We start from the raw sequence: 22,562 nt of genomic DNA on the forward strand, positions 1-22,562 counted from the left end.
CCCCCGCGAATCACGCATCAGCGTCGACAGCGTCTGCGCACCCATGTCGAACTTCATACCGAACCCGCCTCCCCCACACGCGAATTGACTCCACCGTACGTTTCTGCGCTCACCATGTTCGTCCACCACCGATCGCACCTGCAACCGTCTTCCGTCACAACCCAGCTACAGGGCCACGCCGTGACGCCCCTGGCCGCCCCCTGAATCGGGCACCCACCCCAAAGGTCACGATCCGGTCTCACCCTCCACCCCGCCCCTTGCCACCCCGCATGTAATCGATTCCAATCCTCTCTACGCCGACCTATGTAATCGATTCCACAAGGAGGTGGACCGGCGATGGCGAGCATCAAGGACGTCGCTGCCGAGGCGGGCGTCTCCGTCGCCACGGTCTCGCGCGTCCTGAACGACCATCCGTCGGTCAGCGCGGACGCACGCACGCGCGTGCTGGCCGCCGTCGAGACGCTGGGCTACCGCCCGAACGCCGTCGCCCGTTCCCTGCGCACCGACCAGACCCACACCCTCGGCCTGGTCATCAGCGACGTGCTGAACCCGTACTTCACCGAGCTGGCTCGCTCAGTGGAGGAGGAGGCCCGTGCGCTCGGGTACAGCGTGATCATCGGTAACGCCGACGAGCGGCCCGACCTCCAGGACCACCACGTACGGAACCTGCTGGACCGGCGTATCGACGGCCTTCTCGTCTCCCCGACCGACGGCGGCTCGCCGCTGATGCTGGACGCCGTGCGCGCGGGGACGCCGATGGTGTTCGTGGACCGGTGGATCCCGGGTGTGGACGTGCCCGTGGTGCGGGCCGACGGGCGGGCCGCCGTACGGGATCTCGTGGCGCATCTGCACGGGCTCGGGCACCGGCGGCTCGCGATCATCGCGGGACCGGCGGCCACCACGACCGGGCGGGAGCGTGTTGAGGCCTTCAGGGAGGCGCTCAGCGCGTACGGCCTCGACCTCCCCACCGCCTACGTAGGCCAGGGCGACTTCCAGGCCGACAGCGGGCGCCGGGTCACCGAGGGCTTCCTCGATCTGCCCGAGCCGCCCGAGGTCGTCTTCGCGGCCGACAACCTGATGGCGCTCGGCGCGCTGGACGCCGTACGCGCGCGTGGGCTGCGTGTGCCCGACGACATCGCGCTCGCCGCCTTCGACGACATCCGGTGGTTCGTGCACACCGATCCGCCGGTCACCGCCATCGCCCAGCCCACCGGCGAGCTGGGGCGCGCCGCCGTGCGCGCGCTGGTCGACCGGATCGAGGGGCGGCCCGGTGAGTCCGTCACCCTGCCCGCCCGTCTCGTCGTACGGCGTTCGTGCGGCGAGCCCCCCTCAGCCGTACCGCCTCTGTCCCCCGTACGAAGGAGTACGTCGTGAGCGACCCGGACGAGTTGCTGCGTATCGAGGGCATCCGCAAGACCTTCCCCGGCGTGGTCGCGCTCGACGGCGTCGACTTCGATCTGCGCCCGGGTGAGGTGCATGTGCTGCTCGGCGAGAACGGGGCCGGAAAGAGCACGCTCATCAAGATGCTCTCCGGTGCCTACACGCCCGATGCCGGGCGGATCCTGGTGGGTGGTGAGGAGGTGCGCATCCACGGTGCGCAGGACTCCGAGCGGCTCGGGATCGCCACCATCTATCAGGAGTTCAATCTCGTTCCTGATCTGTCCGTCGCCGAGAACATCTTTCTCGGGCGGCAGCCTCGGCGGTTCGGGATGATCGACCGGAAGCGGATGGAGGCCGACGCCGAGACGCTGCTCGCGCGCGTGGGCGTGAACGTGTCCCCACGCGCGCGCGTGCGTGAACTCGGTATCGCCCGGCTCCAGATGGTCGAGATCGCCAAGGCGCTCAGTCTCGACGCGCGCGTGCTCATCATGGACGAGCCGACCGCCGTACTCACCACCGAGGAGGTCGAGAAGCTGTTCGCCATCGTGCGGCAGCTGCGCGCGGACGGTGTCGGGGTCGTGTTCATCACGCATCACCTGGAGGAGATCGCCGCTCTCGGGGATCGCGTGACCGTCATCCGCGACGGGAAGAGCGTCGGGCAGGTGCCCGCCTCCACCGGGGAGGACGAGCTCGTACGGCTCATGGTGGGCCGGTCGATCGAGCAGCAGTATCCGCGGGAGCGGGCCGGTGCCGGGGCGGCGTTGCTGAGCGTCGAGGGGCTCACGCGGGACGGGGTCTTCCATGACGTGAGTTTCGAGGTGCGGGCCGGTGAGGTCGTGGGGATCGCGGGGCTCGTCGGGGCGGGGCGTACGGAGGTCGTACGGGCCGTGTTCGGGGCCGATCCGTACGACAAGGGGACCGTGAAGGTGGCGGGTGCGGCGGTGAAACGCCATGACGTCAACGACGCCATGGCCGCCGGGATCGGGCTCGTGCCCGAGGACCGCAAGGGGCAGGGGCTCGTGCTCGATGCCTCCGTCGAGGAGAACCTCGGGCTGGTCACCCTGCGGAAGGCCACCCGCGCGGGACTCGTCGACCTCAAGGCTCAGCGGGAGGCCGCCGCGCGGATCGCGAGGCAGCTCGGGGTGCGGATGGCCGGGCTCGGGCAGCAGGTGCGGACCCTGTCCGGCGGCAACCAGCAGAAGGTCGTCATCGGCAAGTGGCTGCTCGCCGACACCAAGGTGCTGATCCTCGACGAGCCGACGCGCGGCATCGATGTCGGCGCGAAGGTCGAGATCTACCAGCTCATCAACGAACTGACGGCCGCCGGTGCCGCCGTACTGATGATCTCCAGCGATCTGCCCGAGGTGCTCGGTATGAGCGACCGGGTGCTGGTGATGGCACAGGGGCGGATCGCGGGCGAACTTCCCGCCGAGGAGGCGACCCAGGACGCCGTGATGGCGCTCGCCGTCAGTAACCCCCCTACGGAAGCCGTCAGCAGTCCCCCTACGGATGCCCTCGGCAACCCCACTACGGAAACGGAGGCCTCCCGTGGCCACTGACACGCTCAAGAGTTCCGCGGGCGCGGGTGGCGCCTCCGGCCCCGGCGGGCTGCGCCGGCTGCTGCTCGACAACGGGGCGCTGACCGCGCTCATCGTCCTCGTCGTCGCGCTCTCGGCGCTGTCCGGGGACTTCCTGACCGCCGACAACCTGCTCAACATCGGCGTCCAGGCGGCCGTCACCGCGATCCTCGCCTTCGGTGTCACGTTCGTGATCGTGTCGGCGGGCATCGATCTGTCGGTCGGGTCGGTGGCGGCGCTGTCGGCCACCGTGCTGGCGTGGAGTGCCACCAACGAGGGCGTGCCTGTTGTGGTGGCGGTGGTCCTCGCCGTTGCCACGGGTGTCGCGTGCGGTCTGGTGAACGGTTTTCTGATTTCGTACGGCAAACTGCCGCCGTTCATCGCGACGCTCGCCATGCTGTCCGTGGCGCGCGGGCTGTCGCTGGTCGTCTCGCAGGGCTCGCCGATCGCCTTTCCCGAGTCGGTCTCGCATCTCGGGGACACGCTGGGTGGATGGCTGCCGGTGCCCGTGCTGGTGATGGTGGTCATGGGGCTGATCACGGCGTTCGTGCTGGGACGGACGTACATCGGGCGGTCCATGTACGCGATCGGCGGCAACGAGGAGGCGGCGCGGCTGTCGGGGCTGCGGGTGAAGCGGCAGAAGCTCGCCATCTACGCGCTGTCCGGGCTGTTCGCCGCCGCCGCGGGCATCGTGCTCGCCTCCCGGCTGTCCTCCGCGCAGCCGCAGGCCGCGCAGGGATACGAACTGGACGCCATCGCGGCCGTCGTCATCGGCGGTGCCTCGCTCGCGGGCGGTACCGGCAAGGCGTCCGGGACGCTGATCGGGGCGCTGATCCTGGCGGTGCTGCGCAACGGCCTCAACCTCCTTTCCGTCTCGGCTTTCTGGCAGCAGGTGGTCATCGGTGTGGTGATCGCGCTGGCCGTGCTGCTCGACACCGTGCGGCGCAAGGCGGGGGCTACCCCGGTGGGCGCCGGTGGCGGGGGCGGCAGCAGGGGCAAGCAGGCGGTGACGTACCTTCTTGCCGCCGTGGTCGCGGTGGCGGTCGTGGGGGCGACCTCGCTGCTGCACAGCGGCTCGTCGACTGCCGCGCAGCAGAAGGTGGGGCTGTCGCTGTCCACCCTCAACAACCCCTTCTTCGTGCAGATCCGGGCGGGCGCGGAGGCCGAGGCGAAGAAGCTCGGCGTCGACCTGACCGTGACCGACGCGCAGAACGACGCCTCGCAGCAGGCCAACCAGCTGCAGAACTTCACCAGCGAGGGGCTGTCGTCGATCATCGTCAACCCGGTGGACTCGGACGCGGCGGGTCCGGCGGTGCGGGCCGCCAACCAGGCCGGTATTCCCGTCGTCGGCGTCGACCGGGGCGTCAACAAGGCGAAGACGGCCGCGCTCGTCGCCTCCGACAACGTCGAGGGCGGCAAGCTGGGGGCCGAGGCGCTCGCCGAGAAGCTCGGCGGCCGGGGCACGATCGTGATCCTGCAGGGCCAGGCCGGTACGTCCGCCAGCCGGGAGCGGGGGGCGGGCTTCGCCGTGGGACTGAAGGCCTACCCGGGTATCAAGGTGGTCGCCAAGCAGCCCGCCGACTTCGACCGCACCAAGGGTCTCGACGTGATGACGAACCTCCTCCAGGCGCACCCCGACATCGACGGGGTCTTCGCGGAGAACGACGAGATGGCCCTCGGCGCGATCAAGGCGCTGGGCTCGAAGGCCGGTACGTCGGTGCAGGTGGTCGGTTTCGACGGCACGCCGGACGGGCTGAAGGCGGTCGAGGACGGGACACTGTACGCGTCGGTGGCCCAGCAGCCCACGGAACTCGGCCGGATCGCCGTGGACAACGCCCTGCGGGCCGCGGAGGGCGAGAAGGTGAGCGCGACGGTGAAGGTGCCGGTGAAGGTGGTCACGAAGGAGAACGTGGCCGACTTCGGCGGCTGACGGCCGACGGCTGCCGCTGACGGCTGACCGCCAGCGGCTTCGGCTCCGGCTCCGGCTCCGGCTCCGGCTCCGGCTCCGGCCCCGCGCTCCGGGGCTGGGGTCGGGCTCCAGATCCGGGGCGGGGCTTCGGCTCGGGCTCCGGGGCTGGGGTCGGGCTCCAGATCCGGGGCGGGGCTTCGGCTCGGGCTCCGGGGCTGGGGCCGGGCTCCAGGTCCGGGGCGGGGCTTCGGCTCGGGCTCCGGAGCTGGGGCCGGGCTCCAGATCCCAGGGCGGGGCTTCGGCTCCGGGGCTGGGCTTCGGCTCGGGCTTCGGGTCCCGCTCGGGGCTTCGGGGCCCGGCTTCGGTCGGTGGTCGGCGGCTCACGTCACCTACCAGGTACGGGTATCAAGGAGACGTTCATGTACGACTACGACCTCCTGGTCATCGGGTCGGCCAACGCCGATCTCGTGATCGGGGTCGAGCGGCGGCCGGGGGCCGGGGAGACGGTGCTCGGGTCCGATCTGGCCGTTCATCCGGGCGGCAAGGGCGCCAACCAGGCGGTCGCGGCCGCCCGGTTGGGGGCCCGTACGGCGTTGCTGGCCCGGGTCGGGGACGACGCGTACGGTCGGCTGTTGCTCGACTCGCAGCGGGGCGCCGGGGTGGACACGGTGGGCGTGCTGGTCGGCGGTGCGCCGACCGGCGTGGCCTTGATCACCGTGGACCCGTCCGGCGACAACAGCATCGTGGTGTCACCGGGGGCCAACGGGAAGCTCACGCCCGAGGACGTGCGGGCGGCGGGGAGCCTTTTCCATGCCTCCCGGGTGGTGTCGACGCAGCTGGAGATTCCGCTGGAGACGGTGGTGGAAGCGGTACGGAGTCTGGCGCCCGGCAGCCGGTTCGTGCTGAACCCGTCGCCGCCGCGGCCGTTGCCGCCGGAGGTGCTGGCGGCGTGCGATCCGCTGATCGTGAACGAGCACGAGGCGAGGGTGGTCCTCGGTGACGCGCTGGTCGGCGACGACCCCGCCGACTGGGCGCGGATCCTGCTGGCGCGCGGGCCCCGTTCGGTGGTCGTGACGCTGGGTGCGGAGGGTGCGCTGGTGGCGTCCGCGGACGGTGTGGCCCGGGTGCCGTCCGTGAAGGTGGAGGCCGTCGACACCACCGGCGCGGGCGACGCCTTCACGGCGGCGCTGGCCTGGCGGCTGGGTCAGGGCGACGCGCTGCCGGAGGCGGCGGCGTACGCGGCGCGGGTCGGGGCGGCAGCGGTGACGAAGGCGGGGGCGCAGGAGTCGTACCCGACGCCGGAAGAGGTCGACGCCCTGTGAAGAAGGCCGGGATCCTCAACCGTCATCTCGCCGGGGCGCTGGCCGAGTTGGGGCACCGGGACGAGGTACTGGTGTGTGACGCCGGGATGCCGATCCCGGGCGGGCCGCGCGTCGTCGACCTGGCCTTCCGGGCCGGGGTGCCGTCCTTCGCCGAGGTGCTGGACGGGCTGCTGGCCGAGCTGGTCGTGGAGGGCGCGACCGCGGCGACGGAGGTACGGCGGGCCAACCCGGCGGCGGCCACGCTGCTGGACGGGCGCTTTCCCGAGCTCGACCTCGTACCGCACGAGCGGCTCAAGGAGCTGTCGGGGGGCGCGCGGTTGGTCGTACGCACCGGGGAGGCGTCGCCGTACGCGAATGTGCTGCTGCGCTGCGGGGTGTTCTTCTGAGACGTACCTCTGTCCGAGACGTACCTCTGTCCGAGACGTACCTCTGTCCCGGATGCGGTAGGTGATGGGGCCTCAGCGGCGCAGGGCCGTCTCCCGGTGCATGTGCGACAGCTTCTCGGGGTTGCGCACGGCGTACAGGCCGGTGATGAGGCCGTCGTCGACGCGTACCGCCACGACGGTGTCGAGCGCGCCGTCGAGGTGGAAGATCAACGCCGGGTGGCCGTTGACCTGGGCCCGCCGCAGCGACGGCGCACCCGCGACCCTGCCCAGCCCGGCGGCCAGCAGGCGGGCCACCTTGTCGGCCCCCACGACGGGCCGCGGGACGGCCTGCTTGATTCCGCCACCGTCGCCCAGCAGGACGACATCCGGCGCGAGGATGTCGAGCAAGCCCTGCAGATCGCCCGTCCCGACCGCCCGTTGGAACGCGTCCAGCGCCTCTCGGGTCTGGGCCGGGGAGACGACCCCGCGCGGTCGGCGCGCCGCGACACGGGTCCGTGCCCGGTGCGCGATCTGGCGGACCGCCGCCGGGGTCTTCTCGACGGCCTCGGCGATCTCGTCGTAGCCGAGGTCGAACACCTCGCGCAGCACGAACACCGCCCGCTCGGTGGGCGTGAGTGTCTCCAGCACCAGCAGCATCGCCATCGAGACGCTGTCGGCCAGTTCGACGTCCTCGGCCACGTCCGGGGCGGTCAGCAACGGCTCGGGCAGCCAGGAGCCGACGTAGGACTCCTTGCGGCGGCCGAGCGTGCGGAGCCTGCTCAGCGCCTGGCGGGTGGTGATCCGGACCAGGTACGCCCGCCGGTCCCGTACCGTGCCGAGGTCGACGCCCGCCCAGCGCAGCCAGGTCTCCTGCAGGACGTCCTCCGCGTCGGCGGCCGAGCCGAGCATCTCGTAGGCGACGGTGAACAGCAGGTTGCGGTGGGTGACGAACGCCTCGGTGGCGGCGTCCGTGCGTCCGCCGTCGGCGAGCCGTCCCGCCGTGTCCTGTGTGCGCTCGCTGCCCTCGCTGTTCACCGGCTGCTCCTGACTGTTCGCTCTCGACGGTGTCACACGCACAGGACGCCGGTCCCCGCGGTGGTGTGACATCCGGGGGTGGTGGCGCAGGTCACGCCACCGGCCCGTCACAGGGAGCCGGGCCCAGGCATCTCGTGGTCGTCCGGTGCAACACCACCGAGCCACGAGTGAGGACGACGTCATGGACGCCCGGTTCAACCTGTTCGAGAACGAGATCGCCGCCAAGTTCGCCAAGCGGTTCGCCAACGCCGCCATGGTGGTCCACCAGTCGCCGCTGCCGAGGTCCACACAGGAGCTGGTGTCGCTGCGCGCCAGCCAGATCAACGGCTGCGGCCACTGCATCGACCTGCACACCAAGGAGGCCGCGGCCGCCGGTGAGAGCGCGGTCCGGCTCCACCTGGTCGCCGCCTGGCGCGAGTCCACCGTGTTCACCGAGGCCGAGCGGGCCGCGCTGGCGCTCGCCGAAGAGGGCACCCGGCTCGCCGACGCCCACCACGGCGTGTCCGACGAGACCTGGGCGCAGGTGCGCAAGCACTACGACGACGACCGGATCGCCGCCCTGGTCGCCCTGGTCGCCCTGATCAACGCGGCCAACCGGCTCGCCGTGATCGTGCGCCAGAAGGGCGGTTCCTACGAGCCCGGCATGTACGCCGCCGTCCTCGACTGATCGGCGGACGGCTCCGGCCCGGCCCGGGATCACCCGCGCCGGTGCCGGGCCCCTCTCCCGCTCACGCGATCACGTTCCGCACGAACCTCTGCGCGGTCTCCGCCAGCACCTCCCGCCCGTCCCTCGCCCACAGCCCCTCGTTGAAGAGTTCCACCTCGATCGGCCCGGTGTACCCGGCCGCCTCCACGTACCCCTTCCACTCCCGCATGTCGATCGAGCCGTCGCCGATCTGGCCCCGGCCGGTCAGGACGCCCTCCGGCAACGGGGTCGTCCAGTCGGCGAGCTGGAAGGTGTGGATACGGCCGCCGGCGCCCGCGCGGGCGATCTGCTGCGGGGCCGTGTCGTCCCACCAGATGTGGTACGTGTCCACCGTGACGCCGACCTGGTGCGCGGGGAAGCGTTCCGCGAGGTCGAGGGCCTGCGTGAGGGTGGAGACCACGCAGCGGTCGGCGGCGTACATGGGGTGGAGCGGCTCGATGGCGAGGCGTACGCCGTGCCGCTCCGCGTACGGGCCCAGTTCCGCCAGCGCGTCCGCGATGCGCTCGCGGGCGGCGCGCAGGTCCTTCGAGCCGGGGGGCAGGCCGCCGGAGACCAGGACCAGGGTGTCCGTGCCCAGGGTGGCCGCCTCGTCGACCGCTCGGCGGTTGTCGGCCAGGGCGCGGGCCCGCTCCTGCGGGTCGATCGCCGTGAGGAACCCGCCGCGGCACAACGTCGTCACCGCCAGACCCGCGTCCCGGACCAGCTTCGCGGTCGCCTCCAGGCCGTACGACTGGACCGGCTCACGCCACAGGCCCACGTTGCCGATCCCCAACTGGACGCACGCCTCGACCAGTTCGGGCATGCTCAGCTGCTTCACGGTCATCTGGTTGATGCTGAAACGGTCGAGTGCGGTGCTCACTGCGTCACCCCGTACAGCGCGAGCAGGGTCTTCATCCGCTCCTCCGCCAGCTTCGGGTCGGGAAACAGGCCGAGGCCGTCGGCGAGTTCGTAGGCACGGGCGAGGTGCGGCAGGGAGCGGGCCGACTGCAGGCCGCCGACCATGGTGAAGTGCGTCTGGTGGCCGGCCAGCCAGGCCAGGAGGACGACGCCGGTCTTGTAGAAGCGGGTCGGGGCCTGGAAGAGGTGCCGGGACAGCTCGACGGTGGGGTCGAGCAGCGCGCGGAAACCGCCCACGTCCCCCGTGTCCAGGACCCGTACCGCCTCGGCCGCCAGCGGGCCCAGCGGGTCGAAGATGCCGAGCAGGGCGTGGCTGAAGCCCTGGTCGTCGCCCGCGATCAGCTCGGGGTAGTGGAAGTCGTCGCCGGTGTAGCAGCGGACGCCCTGCGGCAGGCGTCGGCGCAGGGCGATCTCGCGCTGGGCGTCCAGGAGGGAGATCTTGACGCCGTCCACCTTGTCCGGGTGGGCGGCGATGACGTCCAGGAAGGTGTCGGTGGCCGCGTCGAGGTCCGGTGAGCCCCAGTAGCCCTCCAGCGCCGGGTCGAACATCGGGCCGAGCCAGTGCAGGATCACCGGCTCGGACGCCTGGCGCAGCAGATGGCCGTACACCTCCAGGTAGTCGTCGGGACCGCTCGCGGCGGCCGCGAGTGCCCGGGAGGCCATGAGGATCGCCTGGGCGCCGGACTGCTCGACGAGCGCGAGCTGCTCCTCGTAGGCCGCGCGGACCTCCGCGGGGGTGCCCGAGGTGATCTGGTCCGTCCCCACTCCGCAGGCGATACGGCCGCCGACCGCCTTCGCCTCCGCCGCCGACCTGCGGATCAGCTCCGCCGCGGCCGCCCAGTCCAGGCCCATGCCGCGCTGGGCGGTGTCCATCGCCTCGGCGACGCCGAGCCCGTGGGACCACAGATGGCGGCGGAAGGCGAGCGTGGCGTCCCAGTCGATCGCGGCGGGCGAGTCGGGGGTGGTGTCGGCGAACGGGTCGGCGACGACATGGGCCGCGGAGAAGACCGTACGGCAGGAGAAACCCGCGCCGGGGGTGACGGCGAGGGGTTCGGTACGGGGCTCGTAGGTGCGCAGGCCTCCGTGGGCGTCAGGGAGTCGGATGGTCACAGGGAGATCTCCGGTACGTCGATACGGCGGCCCTCGGCCGAGGACTTCAGGCCCAGTTCGGCGAGCTGGACGCCACGGGCGCCGGCGAGCAGGTCCCAGTGGTAGGGGGCGTCGGCGTAGACGTGCCGCAGGAACAGTTCCCACTGGGCCTTGAAACCGTTGTCGAACTCGGCGTTGTCCGGCACCTCCTGCCACTGGTCGCGGAAGGCGTAGGTGGCCGGGATGTCCGGGTTCCACACGGGCTTGGGGGTGGCGCTGCGGTGCTGGACGCGGCAGTTGCGCAGGCCCGCGACCGCCGAGCCCTCGGTGCCGTCCACCTGGAACTCCACCAGTTCGTCGCGGTTGACGCGCACCGCCCAGGAGGAGTTGATCTGCGCGATGGCACCGCCGTCGAGTTCGAAGACGCCGTACGCGGCGTCGTCGGCGGTGGCGTCGTAGGGCTTGCCGTTCTCGTCCCAGCGCTGCGGGATGTGGGTGGTGGCGACGGCCTGGACGGACTTCACCCGGCCGAACAGCTCGTGCAGGACGTACTCCCAGTGCGGGAACATGTCGACGACGATGCCGCCGCCGTCCTCGGCCCGGTAGTTCCAGGAGGGGCGCTGGGCGGGCTGCCAGTCGCCCTCGAAGACCCAGTAGCCGAACTCGCCGCGCACGGACAGGATCCGGCCGAAGAAGCCGCCGTCGATGAGCCGCTTCAGCTTCAGCAGGCCGGGCAGGAACAGCTTGTCCTGGACGACGCCGTGCTTGATGCCCGCGTTCTGCGCGAGGCGGGCCAGCTCCAGGGCGCCGTCGAGCCCCGTGGCCGTCGGCTTCTCGGTGTAGATGTGCTTGCCCGCGGCGATGGCCTTCTTGATGGCCTCCTCGCGGGCGGAGGTGACCTGGGCGTCGAAGTAGAGGTCGACGGTCGGGTCGGCGAGGACGGCGTCGACGTCGGTCGAGACGTGCTCCAGTCCGTGCTGCTCGGCGAGCGCCTTGAGGGCGTACTCGCGGCGGCCGAGCAGGATCGGTTCCGGCCACAGCACGGTGCCGTCGCCGAGGTCGAGGCCGCCCTGCGCACGGAGGGCCAGGATGGAGCGGACGAGGTGCTGGCGATAGCCCATGCGCCCGGTCACGCCGTTCATGGCGATACGCACCGTCTTGCGGTTCACGTGGATCCCTCTCGCTCTGGCTGGTGAAGGTGAGCAGTAATCGGTACAGGAAGCAGTACAGCAAGCGCTTTCTATATGGTCAGAAGCTAGCCTCTGAGCAAGGTTCAGACAAGGGTGTGACCGTCTTGAGTTGTTCGAGGAGGCGAACAACGCGGGCCGGTGGCCTTAAGGTCAACGCGAGTAACGGGGAGGAACAAGGGATGCGCTTCCGGAGGACGACGAGATGACGGTGACCCTGGCGGACGTGGCGGCCCGCGCCCAGGTCTCGCCCGCGACGGTGTCGCGCGTGCTGAACGGGAACTACCCGGTGGCCGCATCCACCCGCGAGCGGGTGCTCAAGGCGGTCGACGAACTGGACTACGTCCTCAACGGCCCCGCGAGCGCGCTCGCCGCGGCCACCTCCGACCTGGTCGGCATCCTGGTGAACGACATCGCCGACCCCTTCTTCGGGATCATGGCGAGCGCGATCCAGTCGGAGATCGGCGGTCCGGGCGGCAGAGCGGGCGGTGAGCGGCTGGCGGTCGTCTGCAACACGGGGGGCTCGCCCGAGCGCGAGCTGACGTACCTGACCCTGCTGCAGCGGCAGCGGGCCGCGGCGGTCGTGCTCACCGGTGGTGCCGTGGAGGACGCCGCGCACGGGGCGGCGGTGTCGGCGAAGCTGCGCAAGCTGACCGAGGCGGGGACGCGGGTGGTGCTGTGCGGGCGGCCGCCGGCGCCGGAGGCGCAGGCGGTGGCGCTGACCTTCGACAACCGGGGCGGCGGACGGCAGCTGACGGAGCACCTGATCGAGCTCGGTCACCGACGGCTCGGCTACATCGCCGGACCGGAGGAACGGACCACCACCCGGCACCGGCTGGAGGGCCACCGGGCCGCGCTGGAGGCGGCGGGGATCCCGGAGGACCCGCGCTGGACGGTCCACGGCCGCTACGACCGCCGGTCCGGCTACGAGGCCACGCTGGAGCTGCTGCGCCGCGATCCGTCCCTCACGGCCGTGGTCGCCGCGAACGACTCCGTGGCGCTGGGCGCGTGTGCCGCGCTGCGGGAGTCGGGGCGGCGTATCCCGGCGGACGTCTCGGTCGCCGGGTTCGACGACCTGCCGTTCAGCATCGACGCGGTGCCCGCGCTGACGACGGTGCGGCTGCCGCTCGCGGAGGCGGGGGCGCGGGCGGGGCGGATCGCGATGGGGCGGGAGGAGCCGCCGCCCGGGGGGATCGCCACGGTGCGCGGGGAGTTGATGGTGCGGGGGTCCACGGGGGTGCCGCGGGGGTGAGGGCGGCAGTTCGAACGTCCCCACCTCACCGATCAGGCGCGTACTGCGCCTCCCCGTTCCCCAGTGACCAGTCGATCGACTCGTTCTCGGTCAGGGTGACGAAGATGTTGCGCGGCTCCGTGCCCGCGTAGTCCTGGGCGAGTTCGGCGATACGGCGGTACAGGGCGCGTTTCTGGGTGGGGGTGCGGCCGGCGCGGAGGGTGATCGTGACGTAGACGATGCCCTCGTCTCGCGGGACGCCCAGGTAGTCGCCGTATCGGAGGGTGCTGGTCGTGCCGTCGTGGGCGGTCAGGATCTGGAAGTGGTCGTCGGGCGGGATACCGAGGGCCTGGATCAGGGCGTCGTGGACGGCTCTGCCGAGGGATTCGAGGCGGGTCGGGTCGGGGGCCAGGGCGTCTATGCGGACGAGGGGCATGACGAATCAACTCCCTGGGAGGGCCGGGCTCCGAGCCTGTACATACTAGTAGTTACAGTCGCCTTCGGCTCGGCCGTCCTTGACCTCAAGCGCGCTTGACGTACGACGCTCGCGCCATGACCGATCGGCCTCACGGTCAGCATGCGGGACATCTCCGACACCATGCCGACCCTGGCCGCGATCGCCCCCTTCGCCTCCGGCCCGGTCCGCATCGAGGACGTGGCAAACACGTGGGTGAAGGAATGCGACCGCCTGGAGGCCTGTGCAGAGAACCTGAGGCGGCTGGGGGTGGAGGTGTCCACCGGCCGGAGCTGCGTGGCCGCCTGCCCGGATGACCGGCCGCCCGCAAGGGTTCGACTGGATCAGGCCGAGTCGTTGAGCAGGCGGGCCAGATGGTCGCGGCCCCCGCCCAGCAGGCCGGGAAGCGGGGCCGCGGCCTCGTACCAGCGCTTCTCGTACTCCCAGCACAGCCAGCCGTCCCAGCCGTGCCGGGAGAGCAGTTCCACCGTCTCGGCGAGCGGGAGGACACCGGCGCCCAGCGGAAGCGGGGTGGTGTCGTCGACCGAGGCGATGTCCTTGACCTGGACATAGCCGAGGTACGGGGAGAGGGCCGCGTAGGTCTCCTGGGGCTGCTCGCCGCCCAGCCAGGTGTGCATCACGTCCCACAGCGCGCCGACCTGGCGGTGGCCGACGAGGCCCAGAATCCGCATCACGTCGGCGCCCGTGCGGTGCGAGTCGTGGGTTTCGAGGAGGATGCGCACCCCCGCGTCGGTGGCGTACTCGGCGGCCGTGCCCAGGCGGCGGGCGGCGGTCGCGTCGGCATCCTGCGGACTCTGCTCCGCCGTACCGCCGGGGAAGACCCGGACGTACGGCGCCCCCAGGTCACGGGCCAGGTCGAGCAGGGCGCGCAGCTCGGCGAGTACCGGCTCGTCGTCGCCCGGCGCGGCCACGCGCGCGTACCCGGCGACACCGAGCAGCTCGACGCCGGACTCCTTGAACCTGGCGGCGGCATCCGCCCGTTCGGCGGCCCCGATGCCGGGATGCACCGGCTCCTCGGGGTGGGCGCGCAGCTCCACACCGTGGTAGCCGTGCTCGGTCGCGAGTCGGAGGACGTCCGGCAGGGGGAGGCCGGGGACACCGAGGGTGGAGAAGGCCAGCTTCATGTACCCAGCTTGCTGCACATGGCCCCTTCCCGTCACTCCGGTGCCCGTAGGTCGACCAGCAGCAGCCGCAGCCGCGCGGTGCCGGGCGCCTCGTCCCGCACGCACATCACGCACCCCACCGGCCGCCCGTCCAGCCCGGCGATCCACACCCGCTCCAGGTGCGGATCGTGGTCCTTGGCGAAGTCGGCGACGATCCGCGCGACCAGGCCTCGTAGTCGGTGTTCCAGCCGTACTCGGCGGCGTACAGCGCGGCGTTGCGCTGCACGATCCAGCCCAGGTCGCCGGGGCCGGGCTCGCGCAGCACCACGTCCTCGGGGTGCGGTGTCCGGTCGGCGCCCAGGACCGCCCGTACCGCGCGCAGCGCCTCCGCGAGCCGCCCCCGCTCCTCGGGCGGCACGTGGGCCGGCAGCGCCCCGACCGTCTCGCGCGCCCGTTCGTCGAGCAGGTCGGCGGCGTCAGGTTTCCATGGGGGTCGAGCCCAGGCCGCTGCCGCTCCCTCGTCCATGCCCGCGCCTACTGCGCGCTGGCCCGCCGGTAGACGCACACCTGGGCGCCCGTCTTCGAGGCGGTCGTCGAGACCAGCTCGAACGCGGTCTTCGTACCGTCGTCCGGGAAGATCGACTTCCCGCCGCCGAGCATCACCGGCATCACGATCAGCCGCAGCTCGTCCACCAGTCCTTCGCTCAGCAGTGTCCGGGCGAGCGTCGGGCTGCCCATGACCAGCAGGTTCCCGCCCTCGGACTCGCGCAGCCTGCGCAGCTCGGCGACGGCCTCGGTGGCCGGGACGCGGGTGGTGTTGTCCCAGGCCTTGAGGTCCTCGTCCCCGAGGGTGCCGGTGACGACGTACTTCCGGATGGAGTTCATCCGGTCGGCGAACGGATCCCCCGCCCGCTCCGGCCACGCCCCGGCCATCGTCTGCCAGGTCCGCCGCCCGAACAGCAGCGCCTCGGCCTCGTCCAGCGCCGCGTCGAAGGCCCCGCCGGCGATCTCCGGGTCGAAGAAGGGGTGCGACCAGCCGCCGTGGGCGAAGCCGCCGTCGGTGTCCTCCTGGGGGCCGCCGGGCGCCTGGACGACGCCGTCGAGGCTGAGGAACTCGGTGATGACGATGCGCATGCTGCTGCTCCTGCTGTCCGGGTCGGTCACGTTCAACTGCACTGAAGACTGCGGGCCCACCCGAAAATCATCGCTCCGCGGACGGTCATTTCACTTCCGGCGCCCGCCCCTGAGTCCACACCGGCCGCACCGCCATCCGGCTGAACCGCCAGCCGCCCGGCGTACGCCGCACCTCGGCGTCGAATCGCCCGCCGACGGTGAACAGGCTTCCGTCATCGTGTACATGGGTCATGTGGGCGTTCCAGGAAGCGTCGGCCCGGTCGCCCTCGACGTCGACGAGGATCCCGGACGCCATGTGCTGCGTCCGCACGAACCGCCCGACCGCCTCCTCCGAGAGCCGCCCGACCGCGTCCACGCCGTCGGCTGTGCCGACGGGTGTCTCCATCCGTACGTCATCGGTGGCGAGGTCGCGCATCCAGCCGACAGCGAAGTCGCGGGCGTCGAGGGCGCGGAAGAGGCGGTGGACGAGAGCCTGGATCTCCAGGGACACGTGGTGATCGGTCATGACGCGAGCGTCGTACGTCAAGTGCGCTTGAGGTCAAGAGCGTCGGCGTCGCCGCTGCCCGAAGGCGTCTGTGACGGGCATCGGCGCCTCCTGGGCCACCGGGCCCTGGGCAGACTGGCTGAACATCCCTCGTCACGCCCTCTCCGCACTTGGCGAAGTAGCCGTACACCGTTTCCCAGGGCGGGAAGTCATGCGGCAGGTAGCGCCGCCGCACCGGCGTGCATGTCCGATGTTCAGCGCATACCGGCGCCGCTCGGCCCGCCACACACTGAGCACCGGTTCGATCAACTCCCGGCGGGCATCGCACACATCACTCCGATACGGACGACGTTCGGCCGTGACCCGGACGTACCGCCGACCAGGGGCGTGCGCCCAGGCGTGCAACGCGACCAGCAGGAGCACGTGCTTTTTGAGGTGGATTTCGCCCGGCTGCGCCGGAAGGGCCTGCGGGTGTTCGCTTCGGCTTGGTGCGGCAACACGAGTTCGCAGCGCTGACTGCCTGACCGGCCACCGGAGCTTGTTCGCCGTCCCCGTTTCACGTGCGGCGCAGTGCCATGAAGTAAGCGGGAACCTCAGCGCGCCGACCAGTGGGCAGTGTGTAGGTGGTGTGGACGGTGGTGTCGGATTCGGCGAGAACGATGAACTCGTCCGTGCCCAGGAGGGCAACTGCCTCGTCACGATTGACGCTACCAGGGCGGACACCGGTGTCGAGGACCCGGGTGAGGGCGGAGGGGGAGAACCGTATTCTGTCACGAGGTCATGCAGGTAGTCCTCAGCGCCTGGAGCCAGTTCGACGAAGGCGAGGATTCCGTTGGCACCCAACAGGGTGCGCGAAGAGGCCGTGAAGGCGGGACGGTGCTCCGGCCGGATCTGGTGAAGGACGGTGCGCATGTGAGTACTGGCGTCACCTAGCTTTTCGTGCAGAGCGTTCACGGCTGAGGTGTCGAGCAGATCGAGCACCAGGTGGGCGTGGTCGGGATCGTGGGCACGCGCGGTCTTGATGGCGGAGGCGGAAACGTCGGTCCCGATGACCTGCTTGTGGTGCTGGGCGAGGTAGCGGGTCTGGGTCCCGTTGCCGCAACCGATGTCGATCAGTGCCTGCTCGGGGTCGAGGTACGGTGCGAAGTGCGGCAGGTCCCGGGCACTGGCGAACTCCGGGTCGCAGTCCCACAGCGACGATTGCCCCTTGGCCACTGTTTCGGCCCAGTAAGTCTCCCAACTGCCGGCGTAGCTGGGCATGTCGGTGTCCCTGTGCGGCTCCTCCCTGACTGTCGGAGCGCGTGGTTCTGGTGTTCGGTGACGGGTGGATGGCGACTTCGCGCGCCGAGATGACGACGCAGCGAGCTGAGGCCCAGAGGTGTCCGGTATGCGCCACGATCTACGACTGCAGGCAGCAGCGGGTGGCGCACGCGGGAACGGCCTTTTGCACGTGCCGCTTCGTCGAGGTCGCGCTGCAGTGACTTCATGCGTTTGCCGCATCCGCGGTCGCGACGTCGTTCACGGGTTCGGTCTCACGCGGCCGGTCGTTGCCGAGCGCCTTGATCCGGGAGCGGTCCGATCCTCGCCGGCGGGCATCCGGCTGACCGGAACGGCCCTGGTCGTGGGACGGCAGGAGTGCCTCGAAGATGAATGGATCTTGCATGATGCACACTCTGGAGACCTTTGTCGTAGGGGGTGGCCGAGGCAACCTGGGACGCGGCGAAGTTCACCCGCGCGGACGCGGTGTTTCCGCTTGTCCTCCGCTCGGTGTCGGCCACCGAGGGGCTGTGCCGAAGACGGACAGACGGCCTCGGCGGGCCGAACGTGATCGCATGAAGTGGGGCACCTGGCACCGCGCAGTTCGCACGGGTCCAACGGTCCCGCACGGGCGCGGTGACTATCCATTACAGCGCCGTACAGAGCCGAAAGAGAAGCTGCGTTGGGCGCCGGACACGTGAACGCGTTGAACGGCTTCGGACGTGGACTGTGGAACGTTCCGGCAGACCGTTGCCTTGAGGTAGGGGGTGTCGTCTGCCGGGTAGGTATTCCCGTACTAATCAGGCGGTAAGAGATTTCCTTCGAGGAAGCGGACGTTGGCCAACGGCGTTCACCGGGTCAGACGTCCGTGGTCCAAGCACGTGCGCACTGCTGGAACACTCGGTTCCGTTACGTCGGAGAGCAGATGTCCCGTAAGCAGCCCAATCGACGACTCGCCGCCCTTCTCGCCGAAGCCGACTGGAATGGGGCCCAACTGGCCAGGGCTGTGAACGCGTTGGGAAGCCAGCAGGGTTACCTGCTTCGTTACGACCGTACAGCGGTCGCGCACTGGTTGAAGGGATCACGCCCCCGTCGCCCAGTGGCCGAACTGGTGGGCCAGGCGCTGAGCCGCAGATGCGGTCGGCTGATCACTGCCGAGGACACCGGACTCGTGGCTGCCCCCGACGAACGGCGACACGGCGCCCGTGACTCCGTGCCGCCGCCACAGGAGGAGCCAGACCCCGTACGGCGCCTCGTCCGGATGTGCAGGGCGGAAGTCGATCCCGAACAACGTGTCTTCCTGACCCAGACCGTGTTCGACCTGTCGGGCGCGTCCGTGCCCGCGTGCCACATCCGCTCGCGTACCCGCGGCTCTCCCGTGGGACGCCCGGTCCTTCGCGCAGATCTGGCACTACTGGGAGCTGCCACACGGCTCTTCGCGGCCAGCGTCGACGCGCACGGCGGCAACTACGCACGGAGCGCGCTCGCAGCCTATCTCGCCGACGACGGCATGGCCTTCATGTCCGGACCGGCGCCGGACGAGCTGCACCGGCAGGTCCTGACGGCATGCGCCCAACTGACCCACTTGCTCGCCGCCATGACCGCGGACGCCGGGCATCAGGGGCTCGCCCAGCGCTACTACAGCACCAGCCTCGGTCTGGCGCATGCAGCTGGTGATCGGTTGACGTGTGCCATCGTCCTGCGGGCTCTGAGCACCCAGGCCGTACACCTTGGCCATATCCGGCAGGCGGCAGATCTCGCCGCGGCGGCCGCCAGACAGGCGCCCCCCGGCGCACCTGCGGCAATCCGTGCATACGTGCTGAGCCAGCGCGCCCTGACCCGCGCCCTACTGCGCGATTCCCGTCGGGCAGACGCCGATCTCGCCGCCGCCGAGGACGCTCTCCGGCAGTCGTCCGGCGATGCAGGGGCGTTCACGTCCTACCCGGCTGCGGCCTTCGCGTACCAGCGGGGCCAGGCCCTGTACGCCCTGGGGCGGCGCGACCAGGCAATCGCCGCTTTCCAAGACGCGGTGCACGGGCGATCCCCGAGAGAGCGCCGGCCGGCGGCGCTCACCCAGTCGCGTCTCGCGCACCTCCTGCTCGAAGCCGGGCACCTTGAGGAGGCGTGCAGCCATTGGCACCACTTCCTCGACCTCTACCCTCTGCTGCGCTCCGCTCAGGCGGATCGTGCCCTCGCCGGCCTCATCCACGCCCTCAGCGCGTTCCCACGCCACCCACAAGCGGTCGGCTTGTGCGAGCAGGCCCGTGGTCTCATGGCGCTGGCCAGAAGTCCTCTGCACGGCTCATAAGCGTCACTGCGCACCATCAATCCAAAAGGTGCCGTCACAAGCGGGTCCGGCCTCGCTGGAGCGGCTGATTCCTTGCTGCTCCCGAAGGGGAGCCGATGGGACCTGAGGCGACAGTGACCTCCGAAGGCGCACTGTCTGCCTCCCCTCACCGAAGGGGCGGCGACCTCATTCGGGCCCGTTCAACGCGTTCACAGCACGAGTGCTCAACGGCAGTTAGGCCTTGGCCGGTTGCGGTTAGCCGTTGATGTGCCCCCGGTGCTGACAAGCAGCACCTCGGCGGTGCCTGTCACGGTCGTGAGGCACGGCTGCTGGCGGCGCCGACCAGCGGGGCGCGCAACGGCGTCGTCTCCCTGTGTCGAAAACCGTTCCGAACTCGAACCCGAAACACCAGAGGAGCGCCATGACTGTCCTTTGTTGCCCTGCGGTAAGCGTTCCCGAGCACACCATCACCATGGAGGACACCCTGCACCTCGCGGAGCGTCTGCACAGTGACCACGGTCAGCTGCCCCTTGCGCTGAAACTCATCTCCAACACGGGTGTGCGCACGCGACATCTGATCCAGCCCCTTGAGCGCACCCTTCGTCACCCGGGCGTCGAGGAGCGCACCAAGGTCTACGTGCGTGAGGCGAAGGTCCGTATCCCTGCAGTGGTCGACCGGGCCCTGAACAACGCGGGAGTCACGGCGGCAGACATCGACGCCATCGTCTTCGTGTCCTGCACCGCGTTCACCATGCCGTCGCTCACCGCGTGGATGATCAACGAGTTGGGCTTTCGACATGACACGTGCCAGATTCCGATCGCACAGCTCGGTTGTGCGGCCGGAGGTGCGGCGATCAATCGCGCCCATGACTTCTGCGCGTCCCACGCCAGCTCCAACGTTCTGATTGTCTCCTGCGAGTTCTGCTCGCTGTGCTACCAGCCCGACGACCTGGAGGTGGGCAACCTGCTGTCGAACGGCCTTTTCGGCGACGCGGTCGCCGCCGCCGTGGTCAAGTCGCACTCCGCACATGGCCTGCGCCTGGACGCCAACGGCTCCCGGCTGGTCCCGGACACCGAGGACTGGATCTCCTACGCCGTTAAAGACACCGGGTTCCACTTCCGTCTCGACCGCCGGGTGCCCCGCACGATGGAGCAACTCGCGCCCGCCCTGCGGGACGTGGCAGCCGCTCACGGCTGGAACGCCTCGGCACTCGACTTCTACGTCATTCACGCCGGCGGCCCGCGCATCCTCGACGACCTGTCCCACTTCCTGGGCGTGCCGTCGGACCTCCTTTCCTTCAGCCGCGCCACGCTCACGCACCGCGGCAACATCGCCTCCGCAGTCGTCCTGGACGTGCTCCGGCGGCTGATCACCTCGGGAACCCTGCGACCCGGGCACCGCGGCATCGTCGCCGGGTTCGGGCCCGGAATCACCGCCGAGATCAGCATCGGCACCTGGCTGGGCGACGACAGCAGGCTTGTGGACGGCGGATCGGCATCCGCCTCCAGCGACGAACGAACCCCCGCGACCACCGTCAAGAGGAGCGCTACGGCATGAGCACCCCGACCGTCACACCCCCCACGCACTTCACCTTCGCCGACGGCCTGCGCGTCCACCGCATGGGTTACGGCGCCATGCATCTGACCGGCCCCGGCATGTGGGGGCCGCCCGCCGATCCGGACAACGCGCTGGCGGTCCTGCAACGCGCCGTGGAACTCGGCATCGACTTCATCGACACGGCGGACTCCTACGGGCCCGGTTACAACGAGGACCTCATCCGCGCCGCGCTGCACCCCTACCCGGAGGGGCTGGTCATCGCCACGAAGGGCGGGATGCTGCGCAGCGGACCCGACGACTGGGTCAGGGCGGGGAACCGCTCCCCGTACATCGTCGCACTCGGGCAGCCCGCATACCTGCGCCAGCAGGTCGAGGTGAGCCTTCTCCGTCTGGGCTTGGACCGCATCGACCTCTACATGCTGCATCGCATCGACGACGCGGTACCGCTGGAGGACCAGCTCGGAACGCTCGCCGACCTGCGGAGGGAGGGAAAGATCCGTCACATCGGGCTCTCGGGCCAGCCCGAGGTGACCGTGCAGCAGCTGGAACAGGCACGGCGGATCACCGAGATAGCCGCGGTGGAGAACCTGTACAACATCGCGGACCGCGCGGGCGAAGACGTCCTCGACTACGCGGAGAGGCACCGCATCGCCTTCATTCCCTGGTTCCCGCTGGGGCACGGCGATCTGGTCGGCCCGGACGGCGTCCTCACCGCCGTGGCCGGGCGCTACGGTGCCACCGGAGCCCAACTCGGTCTGGCCTGGCTTCTGCACCGCTCCCCGAACACCTTGCTGATACCCGGGACGACTTCCGTGTCCCACCTCGAGGAGAACGTCGCGGCGGCTGACCTCCAGCTCAGTGACGCGGAGTGGACCGAGATCGAGAAGCTGTGTGCCAAGGCCGTGCCCTGGCGTCCCGGCGCGCAGGGGGCCACCCGATGACCGCCCTTGTGCCCTCCGGGTCCGCTTCCGTCCACCCGCACGTACGCATCCTGGAAGCCGTCTACGCCGACCTGCTGCGCCTGGCGGATTTCGCGGCGCCGGACATCGTCCTCCACCCGGCGCACCGGGGTACCGACGACGGCCGGGTGCTCCGGGGGAAGGACGCCGTCCTGGCCCATGAGCGCAACCTCGTCCGGGCCACTGACGGCACCCTCGTGATGGACACCGACCATATCGTCGCGAACGGCTATTTCGGTGCCGTTCTCGGCACGCTGCGGGCCTCCCGCCCCCGAACCTTCGCCATGCCCTTCTGCGGGCTCTGGCGGTTCGCCGACGGACTGATCATCGAACACTGGGAGAACGCCCATGCCCCTCACGCGCTCCAGCAGTTCCTCGCACCGCCCCACCCGGCCGACACCCAAGGATGAGACGTCAGTCCGTGCCGGTATGGCCGGCACCGGTCGCCCTGGCCGACATCCGGTTTCACGAGGCGGGGAACGGCTCGTCTCCTTCCTCTCGGGGTTCGGAACACCCGCGGCGACCGCCTGGGAACCGAACCTGACGGCTCGTGAACTACTGATGGCCGTCTACCAGATGCCAGGTTCCGGCCAGGCCGGCCAGACCT

Annotated in this window: 20 protein-coding genes and 4 pseudogenes; 12 read left to right on the forward strand and 12 right to left on the reverse strand. The window is 70.5% G+C overall.

Translation table 11 applies throughout. The features are described 5' to 3' along the window. Positions 1–336: 336 nt before the first annotated feature. The 5 genes from KWI83_RS24205 (at position 337) to rbsD (ending at position 6,574) form a co-directional block, all read left to right on the forward strand. The gene (locus tag KWI83_RS24205) at positions 337–1,374 is read left to right on the forward strand and encodes a LacI family DNA-binding transcriptional regulator (RefSeq protein ID WP_218516499.1); all 1,038 of its coding nucleotides are present in this window, start codon (positions 337–339) and stop codon (positions 1,372–1,374) included. After that, positions 1,371–2,939, forward strand: a complete 1,569-nt coding sequence (locus KWI83_RS24210; protein WP_218516500.1) for a sugar ABC transporter ATP-binding protein — start codon at positions 1,371–1,373, stop codon at positions 2,937–2,939. The genes KWI83_RS24205 and KWI83_RS24210 overlap by 4 nt, the downstream gene beginning before the upstream one ends. Continuing rightward, positions 2,929–4,887 carry a substrate-binding domain-containing protein gene (locus tag KWI83_RS24215; RefSeq protein WP_218516501.1) on the forward strand — a complete coding sequence of 653 codons (1,959 nt, stop codon included), beginning with the start codon at positions 2,929–2,931 and terminating at the stop codon, positions 4,885–4,887. Before KWI83_RS24210 ends, KWI83_RS24215 begins: the two co-directional genes overlap by 11 nt. 398 nt (positions 4,888–5,285) lie before the next feature. Then, positions 5,286–6,188, forward strand: coding sequence for a ribokinase (locus KWI83_RS24220; RefSeq protein WP_218516502.1), 903 nt, complete (start codon positions 5,286–5,288; stop codon positions 6,186–6,188). After that, positions 6,185–6,574: a D-ribose pyranase gene (gene rbsD / locus KWI83_RS24225; RefSeq protein WP_218516503.1), complete on the forward strand. Its 390-nt coding sequence runs from the start codon at positions 6,185–6,187 to the stop codon at positions 6,572–6,574. Before KWI83_RS24220 ends, rbsD begins: the two co-directional genes overlap by 4 nt. A gap of 72 nt (positions 6,575–6,646) precedes the next feature. Here rbsD and KWI83_RS24230 read toward each other — a convergent pair whose 3' ends face one another. After that, entirely contained in the window at positions 6,647–7,630 is a 984-nt protein-coding gene (locus tag KWI83_RS24230) for an RNA polymerase sigma-70 factor (RefSeq protein WP_374106365.1), read from the reverse strand. Positions 7,631–7,769: 139 nt separating this feature from the next. Here KWI83_RS24230 and KWI83_RS24235 point away from each other — a divergent pair, with 139 nt between their 5' ends. After that, positions 7,770–8,255: a carboxymuconolactone decarboxylase family protein gene (locus KWI83_RS24235; RefSeq protein WP_218516505.1), complete on the forward strand. Its 486-nt coding sequence runs from the start codon at positions 7,770–7,772 to the stop codon at positions 8,253–8,255. A gap of 61 nt (positions 8,256–8,316) precedes the next feature. Here KWI83_RS24235 and KWI83_RS24240 read toward each other — a convergent pair whose 3' ends face one another. The 3 genes from KWI83_RS24240 to KWI83_RS24250 are packed head-to-tail and all read right to left on the reverse strand — an operon-like array spanning position 8,317 to position 11,449. After that, positions 8,317–9,117, reverse strand: coding sequence for a sugar phosphate isomerase/epimerase (locus tag KWI83_RS24240; RefSeq protein WP_218516623.1), 801 nt, complete (start codon positions 9,115–9,117; stop codon positions 8,317–8,319). Positions 9,118–9,149: 32 nt separating this feature from the next. Continuing rightward, positions 9,150–10,301 carry a dihydrodipicolinate synthase family protein gene (locus KWI83_RS24245; RefSeq protein WP_218516506.1) on the reverse strand — a complete coding sequence of 384 codons (1,152 nt, stop codon included), beginning with the start codon at positions 10,299–10,301 and terminating at the stop codon, positions 9,150–9,152. Next, positions 10,298–11,449: a Gfo/Idh/MocA family protein gene (locus tag KWI83_RS24250; protein WP_218516507.1), complete on the reverse strand. Its 1,152-nt coding sequence runs from the start codon at positions 11,447–11,449 to the stop codon at positions 10,298–10,300. Before KWI83_RS24250 ends, KWI83_RS24245 begins: the two co-directional genes overlap by 4 nt. 223 nt (positions 11,450–11,672) lie before the next feature. Here KWI83_RS24250 and KWI83_RS24255 point away from each other — a divergent pair, with 223 nt between their 5' ends. After that, positions 11,673–12,719, forward strand: a complete 1,047-nt coding sequence (locus tag KWI83_RS24255; protein ID WP_218516508.1) for a LacI family DNA-binding transcriptional regulator — start codon at positions 11,673–11,675, stop codon at positions 12,717–12,719. A 25-nt stretch (positions 12,720–12,744) separates the two neighbouring features. Here the strand turns inward: KWI83_RS24255 and KWI83_RS24260 are convergent, their stop codons facing one another. Next, entirely contained in the window at positions 12,745–13,134 is a 390-nt protein-coding gene (locus tag KWI83_RS24260) for a tautomerase family protein (protein WP_218516509.1), read from the reverse strand. Positions 13,135–13,260: 126 nt separating this feature from the next. Between KWI83_RS24260 and KWI83_RS24265 the strand changes: the two are divergent. After that, positions 13,261–13,479 (forward strand): annotated as a pseudogene (locus tag KWI83_RS24265) (3-phosphoshikimate 1-carboxyvinyltransferase); the annotation flags it as partial. Between the two features lie 17 nt (positions 13,480–13,496). Here the strand turns inward: KWI83_RS24265 and KWI83_RS24270 are convergent. From KWI83_RS24270 to KWI83_RS24295, 7 genes and pseudogenes are all read right to left on the reverse strand, one after another. Next, positions 13,497–14,297, reverse strand: coding sequence for a sugar phosphate isomerase/epimerase (locus tag KWI83_RS24270; RefSeq protein ID WP_218516510.1), 801 nt, complete (start codon positions 14,295–14,297; stop codon positions 13,497–13,499). 50 nt (positions 14,298–14,347) lie between these two features. Continuing rightward, a pseudogene (locus KWI83_RS24275) lies at positions 14,348–14,754 on the reverse strand (MarR family transcriptional regulator); the annotation flags it as partial. Between the two features lie 56 nt (positions 14,755–14,810). Next, positions 14,811–15,410 carry a dihydrofolate reductase family protein gene (locus tag KWI83_RS24280; protein WP_218516511.1) on the reverse strand — a complete coding sequence of 200 codons (600 nt, stop codon included), beginning with the start codon at positions 15,408–15,410 and terminating at the stop codon, positions 14,811–14,813. Positions 15,411–15,495: 85 nt separating this feature from the next. Next, positions 15,496–15,915, reverse strand: coding sequence for a nuclear transport factor 2 family protein (locus KWI83_RS24285; RefSeq protein ID WP_218516512.1), 420 nt, complete (start codon positions 15,913–15,915; stop codon positions 15,496–15,498). Between the two features lie 151 nt (positions 15,916–16,066). Next, positions 16,067–16,299 (reverse strand): annotated as a pseudogene (locus tag KWI83_RS39000) (transposase); the annotation flags it as partial. 426 nt (positions 16,300–16,725) lie between these two features. Further along, positions 16,726–17,394 (reverse strand): annotated as a pseudogene (locus KWI83_RS40050) (class I SAM-dependent methyltransferase); the annotation flags it as partial. Then, positions 17,378–17,557 (reverse strand): hypothetical protein, encoded by a 180-nt coding sequence (locus KWI83_RS24295; RefSeq protein ID WP_218516514.1) that lies wholly within the window; start codon positions 17,555–17,557, stop codon positions 17,378–17,380. The pseudogene KWI83_RS40050 and the gene KWI83_RS24295, both read right to left, overlap by 17 nt. Before the next feature lie 519 nt (positions 17,558–18,076). On the opposite strand from KWI83_RS24295, the gene KWI83_RS24300 reads away from it, so the two are divergent. The 4 genes from KWI83_RS24300 (at position 18,077) to KWI83_RS24315 (ending at position 22,365) form a co-directional block, all read left to right on the forward strand. Then, positions 18,077–19,459: a tol-pal system YbgF family protein gene (locus KWI83_RS24300; RefSeq protein ID WP_218516515.1), complete on the forward strand. Its 1,383-nt coding sequence runs from the start codon at positions 18,077–18,079 to the stop codon at positions 19,457–19,459. A gap of 400 nt (positions 19,460–19,859) precedes the next feature. After that, positions 19,860–20,996, forward strand: a complete 1,137-nt coding sequence (locus tag KWI83_RS24305; RefSeq protein ID WP_218516516.1) for a type III polyketide synthase — start codon at positions 19,860–19,862, stop codon at positions 20,994–20,996. Further along, positions 20,993–21,937, forward strand: a complete 945-nt coding sequence (locus KWI83_RS24310) for an aldo/keto reductase (RefSeq protein WP_218516517.1) — start codon at positions 20,993–20,995, stop codon at positions 21,935–21,937. The genes KWI83_RS24305 and KWI83_RS24310 overlap by 4 nt, the downstream gene beginning before the upstream one ends. Further along, positions 21,934–22,365, forward strand: coding sequence for a nuclear transport factor 2 family protein (locus KWI83_RS24315; RefSeq protein WP_218516518.1), 432 nt, complete (start codon positions 21,934–21,936; stop codon positions 22,363–22,365). Before KWI83_RS24310 ends, KWI83_RS24315 begins: the two co-directional genes overlap by 4 nt. The last annotated feature ends 197 nt before the right edge of the window (positions 22,366–22,562 follow it).

The organism is Streptomyces sp. TRM70350 (genome assembly GCF_019219825.1).
Lineage (GTDB): Bacteria > Actinomycetota > Actinomycetes > Streptomycetales > Streptomycetaceae > Streptomyces.

Coding starts and splice junctions, on each gene's coding strand:
- KWI83_RS24305 (WP_218516516.1), top strand. CDS start 19,860: ATGACTGTCCTTTGTTGCCCTGCGGTAAGCGTTCCCGAGCACACCATC.
- KWI83_RS24285 (WP_218516512.1), bottom strand. CDS start 15,915: ATGACCGATCACCACGTGTCCCTGGAGATCCAGGCTCTCGTCCACCGC.
- KWI83_RS24240 (WP_218516623.1), bottom strand. CDS start 9,117: ATGACCGTGAAGCAGCTGAGCATGCCCGAACTGGTCGAGGCGTGCGTC.
- KWI83_RS24255 (WP_218516508.1), top strand. CDS start 11,673: ATGACGGTGACCCTGGCGGACGTGGCGGCCCGCGCCCAGGTCTCGCCC.
- KWI83_RS24315 (WP_218516518.1), top strand. CDS start 21,934: ATGACCGCCCTTGTGCCCTCCGGGTCCGCTTCCGTCCACCCGCACGTA.
- KWI83_RS24295 (WP_218516514.1), bottom strand. CDS start 17,557: ATGCAAGATCCATTCATCTTCGAGGCACTCCTGCCGTCCCACGACCAG.
- KWI83_RS24310 (WP_218516517.1), top strand. CDS start 20,993: ATGAGCACCCCGACCGTCACACCCCCCACGCACTTCACCTTCGCCGAC.
- KWI83_RS24220 (WP_218516502.1), top strand. CDS start 5,286: ATGTACGACTACGACCTCCTGGTCATCGGGTCGGCCAACGCCGATCTC.
- KWI83_RS24280 (WP_218516511.1), bottom strand. CDS start 15,410: ATGCGCATCGTCATCACCGAGTTCCTCAGCCTCGACGGCGTCGTCCAG.
- KWI83_RS24235 (WP_218516505.1), top strand. CDS start 7,770: ATGGACGCCCGGTTCAACCTGTTCGAGAACGAGATCGCCGCCAAGTTC.
- KWI83_RS24300 (WP_218516515.1), top strand. CDS start 18,077: ATGTCCCGTAAGCAGCCCAATCGACGACTCGCCGCCCTTCTCGCCGAA.
- KWI83_RS24260 (WP_218516509.1), bottom strand. CDS start 13,134: ATGCCCCTCGTCCGCATAGACGCCCTGGCCCCCGACCCGACCCGCCTC.
- KWI83_RS24270 (WP_218516510.1), bottom strand. CDS start 14,297: ATGAAGCTGGCCTTCTCCACCCTCGGTGTCCCCGGCCTCCCCCTGCCG.
- KWI83_RS24205 (WP_218516499.1), top strand. CDS start 337: ATGGCGAGCATCAAGGACGTCGCTGCCGAGGCGGGCGTCTCCGTCGCC.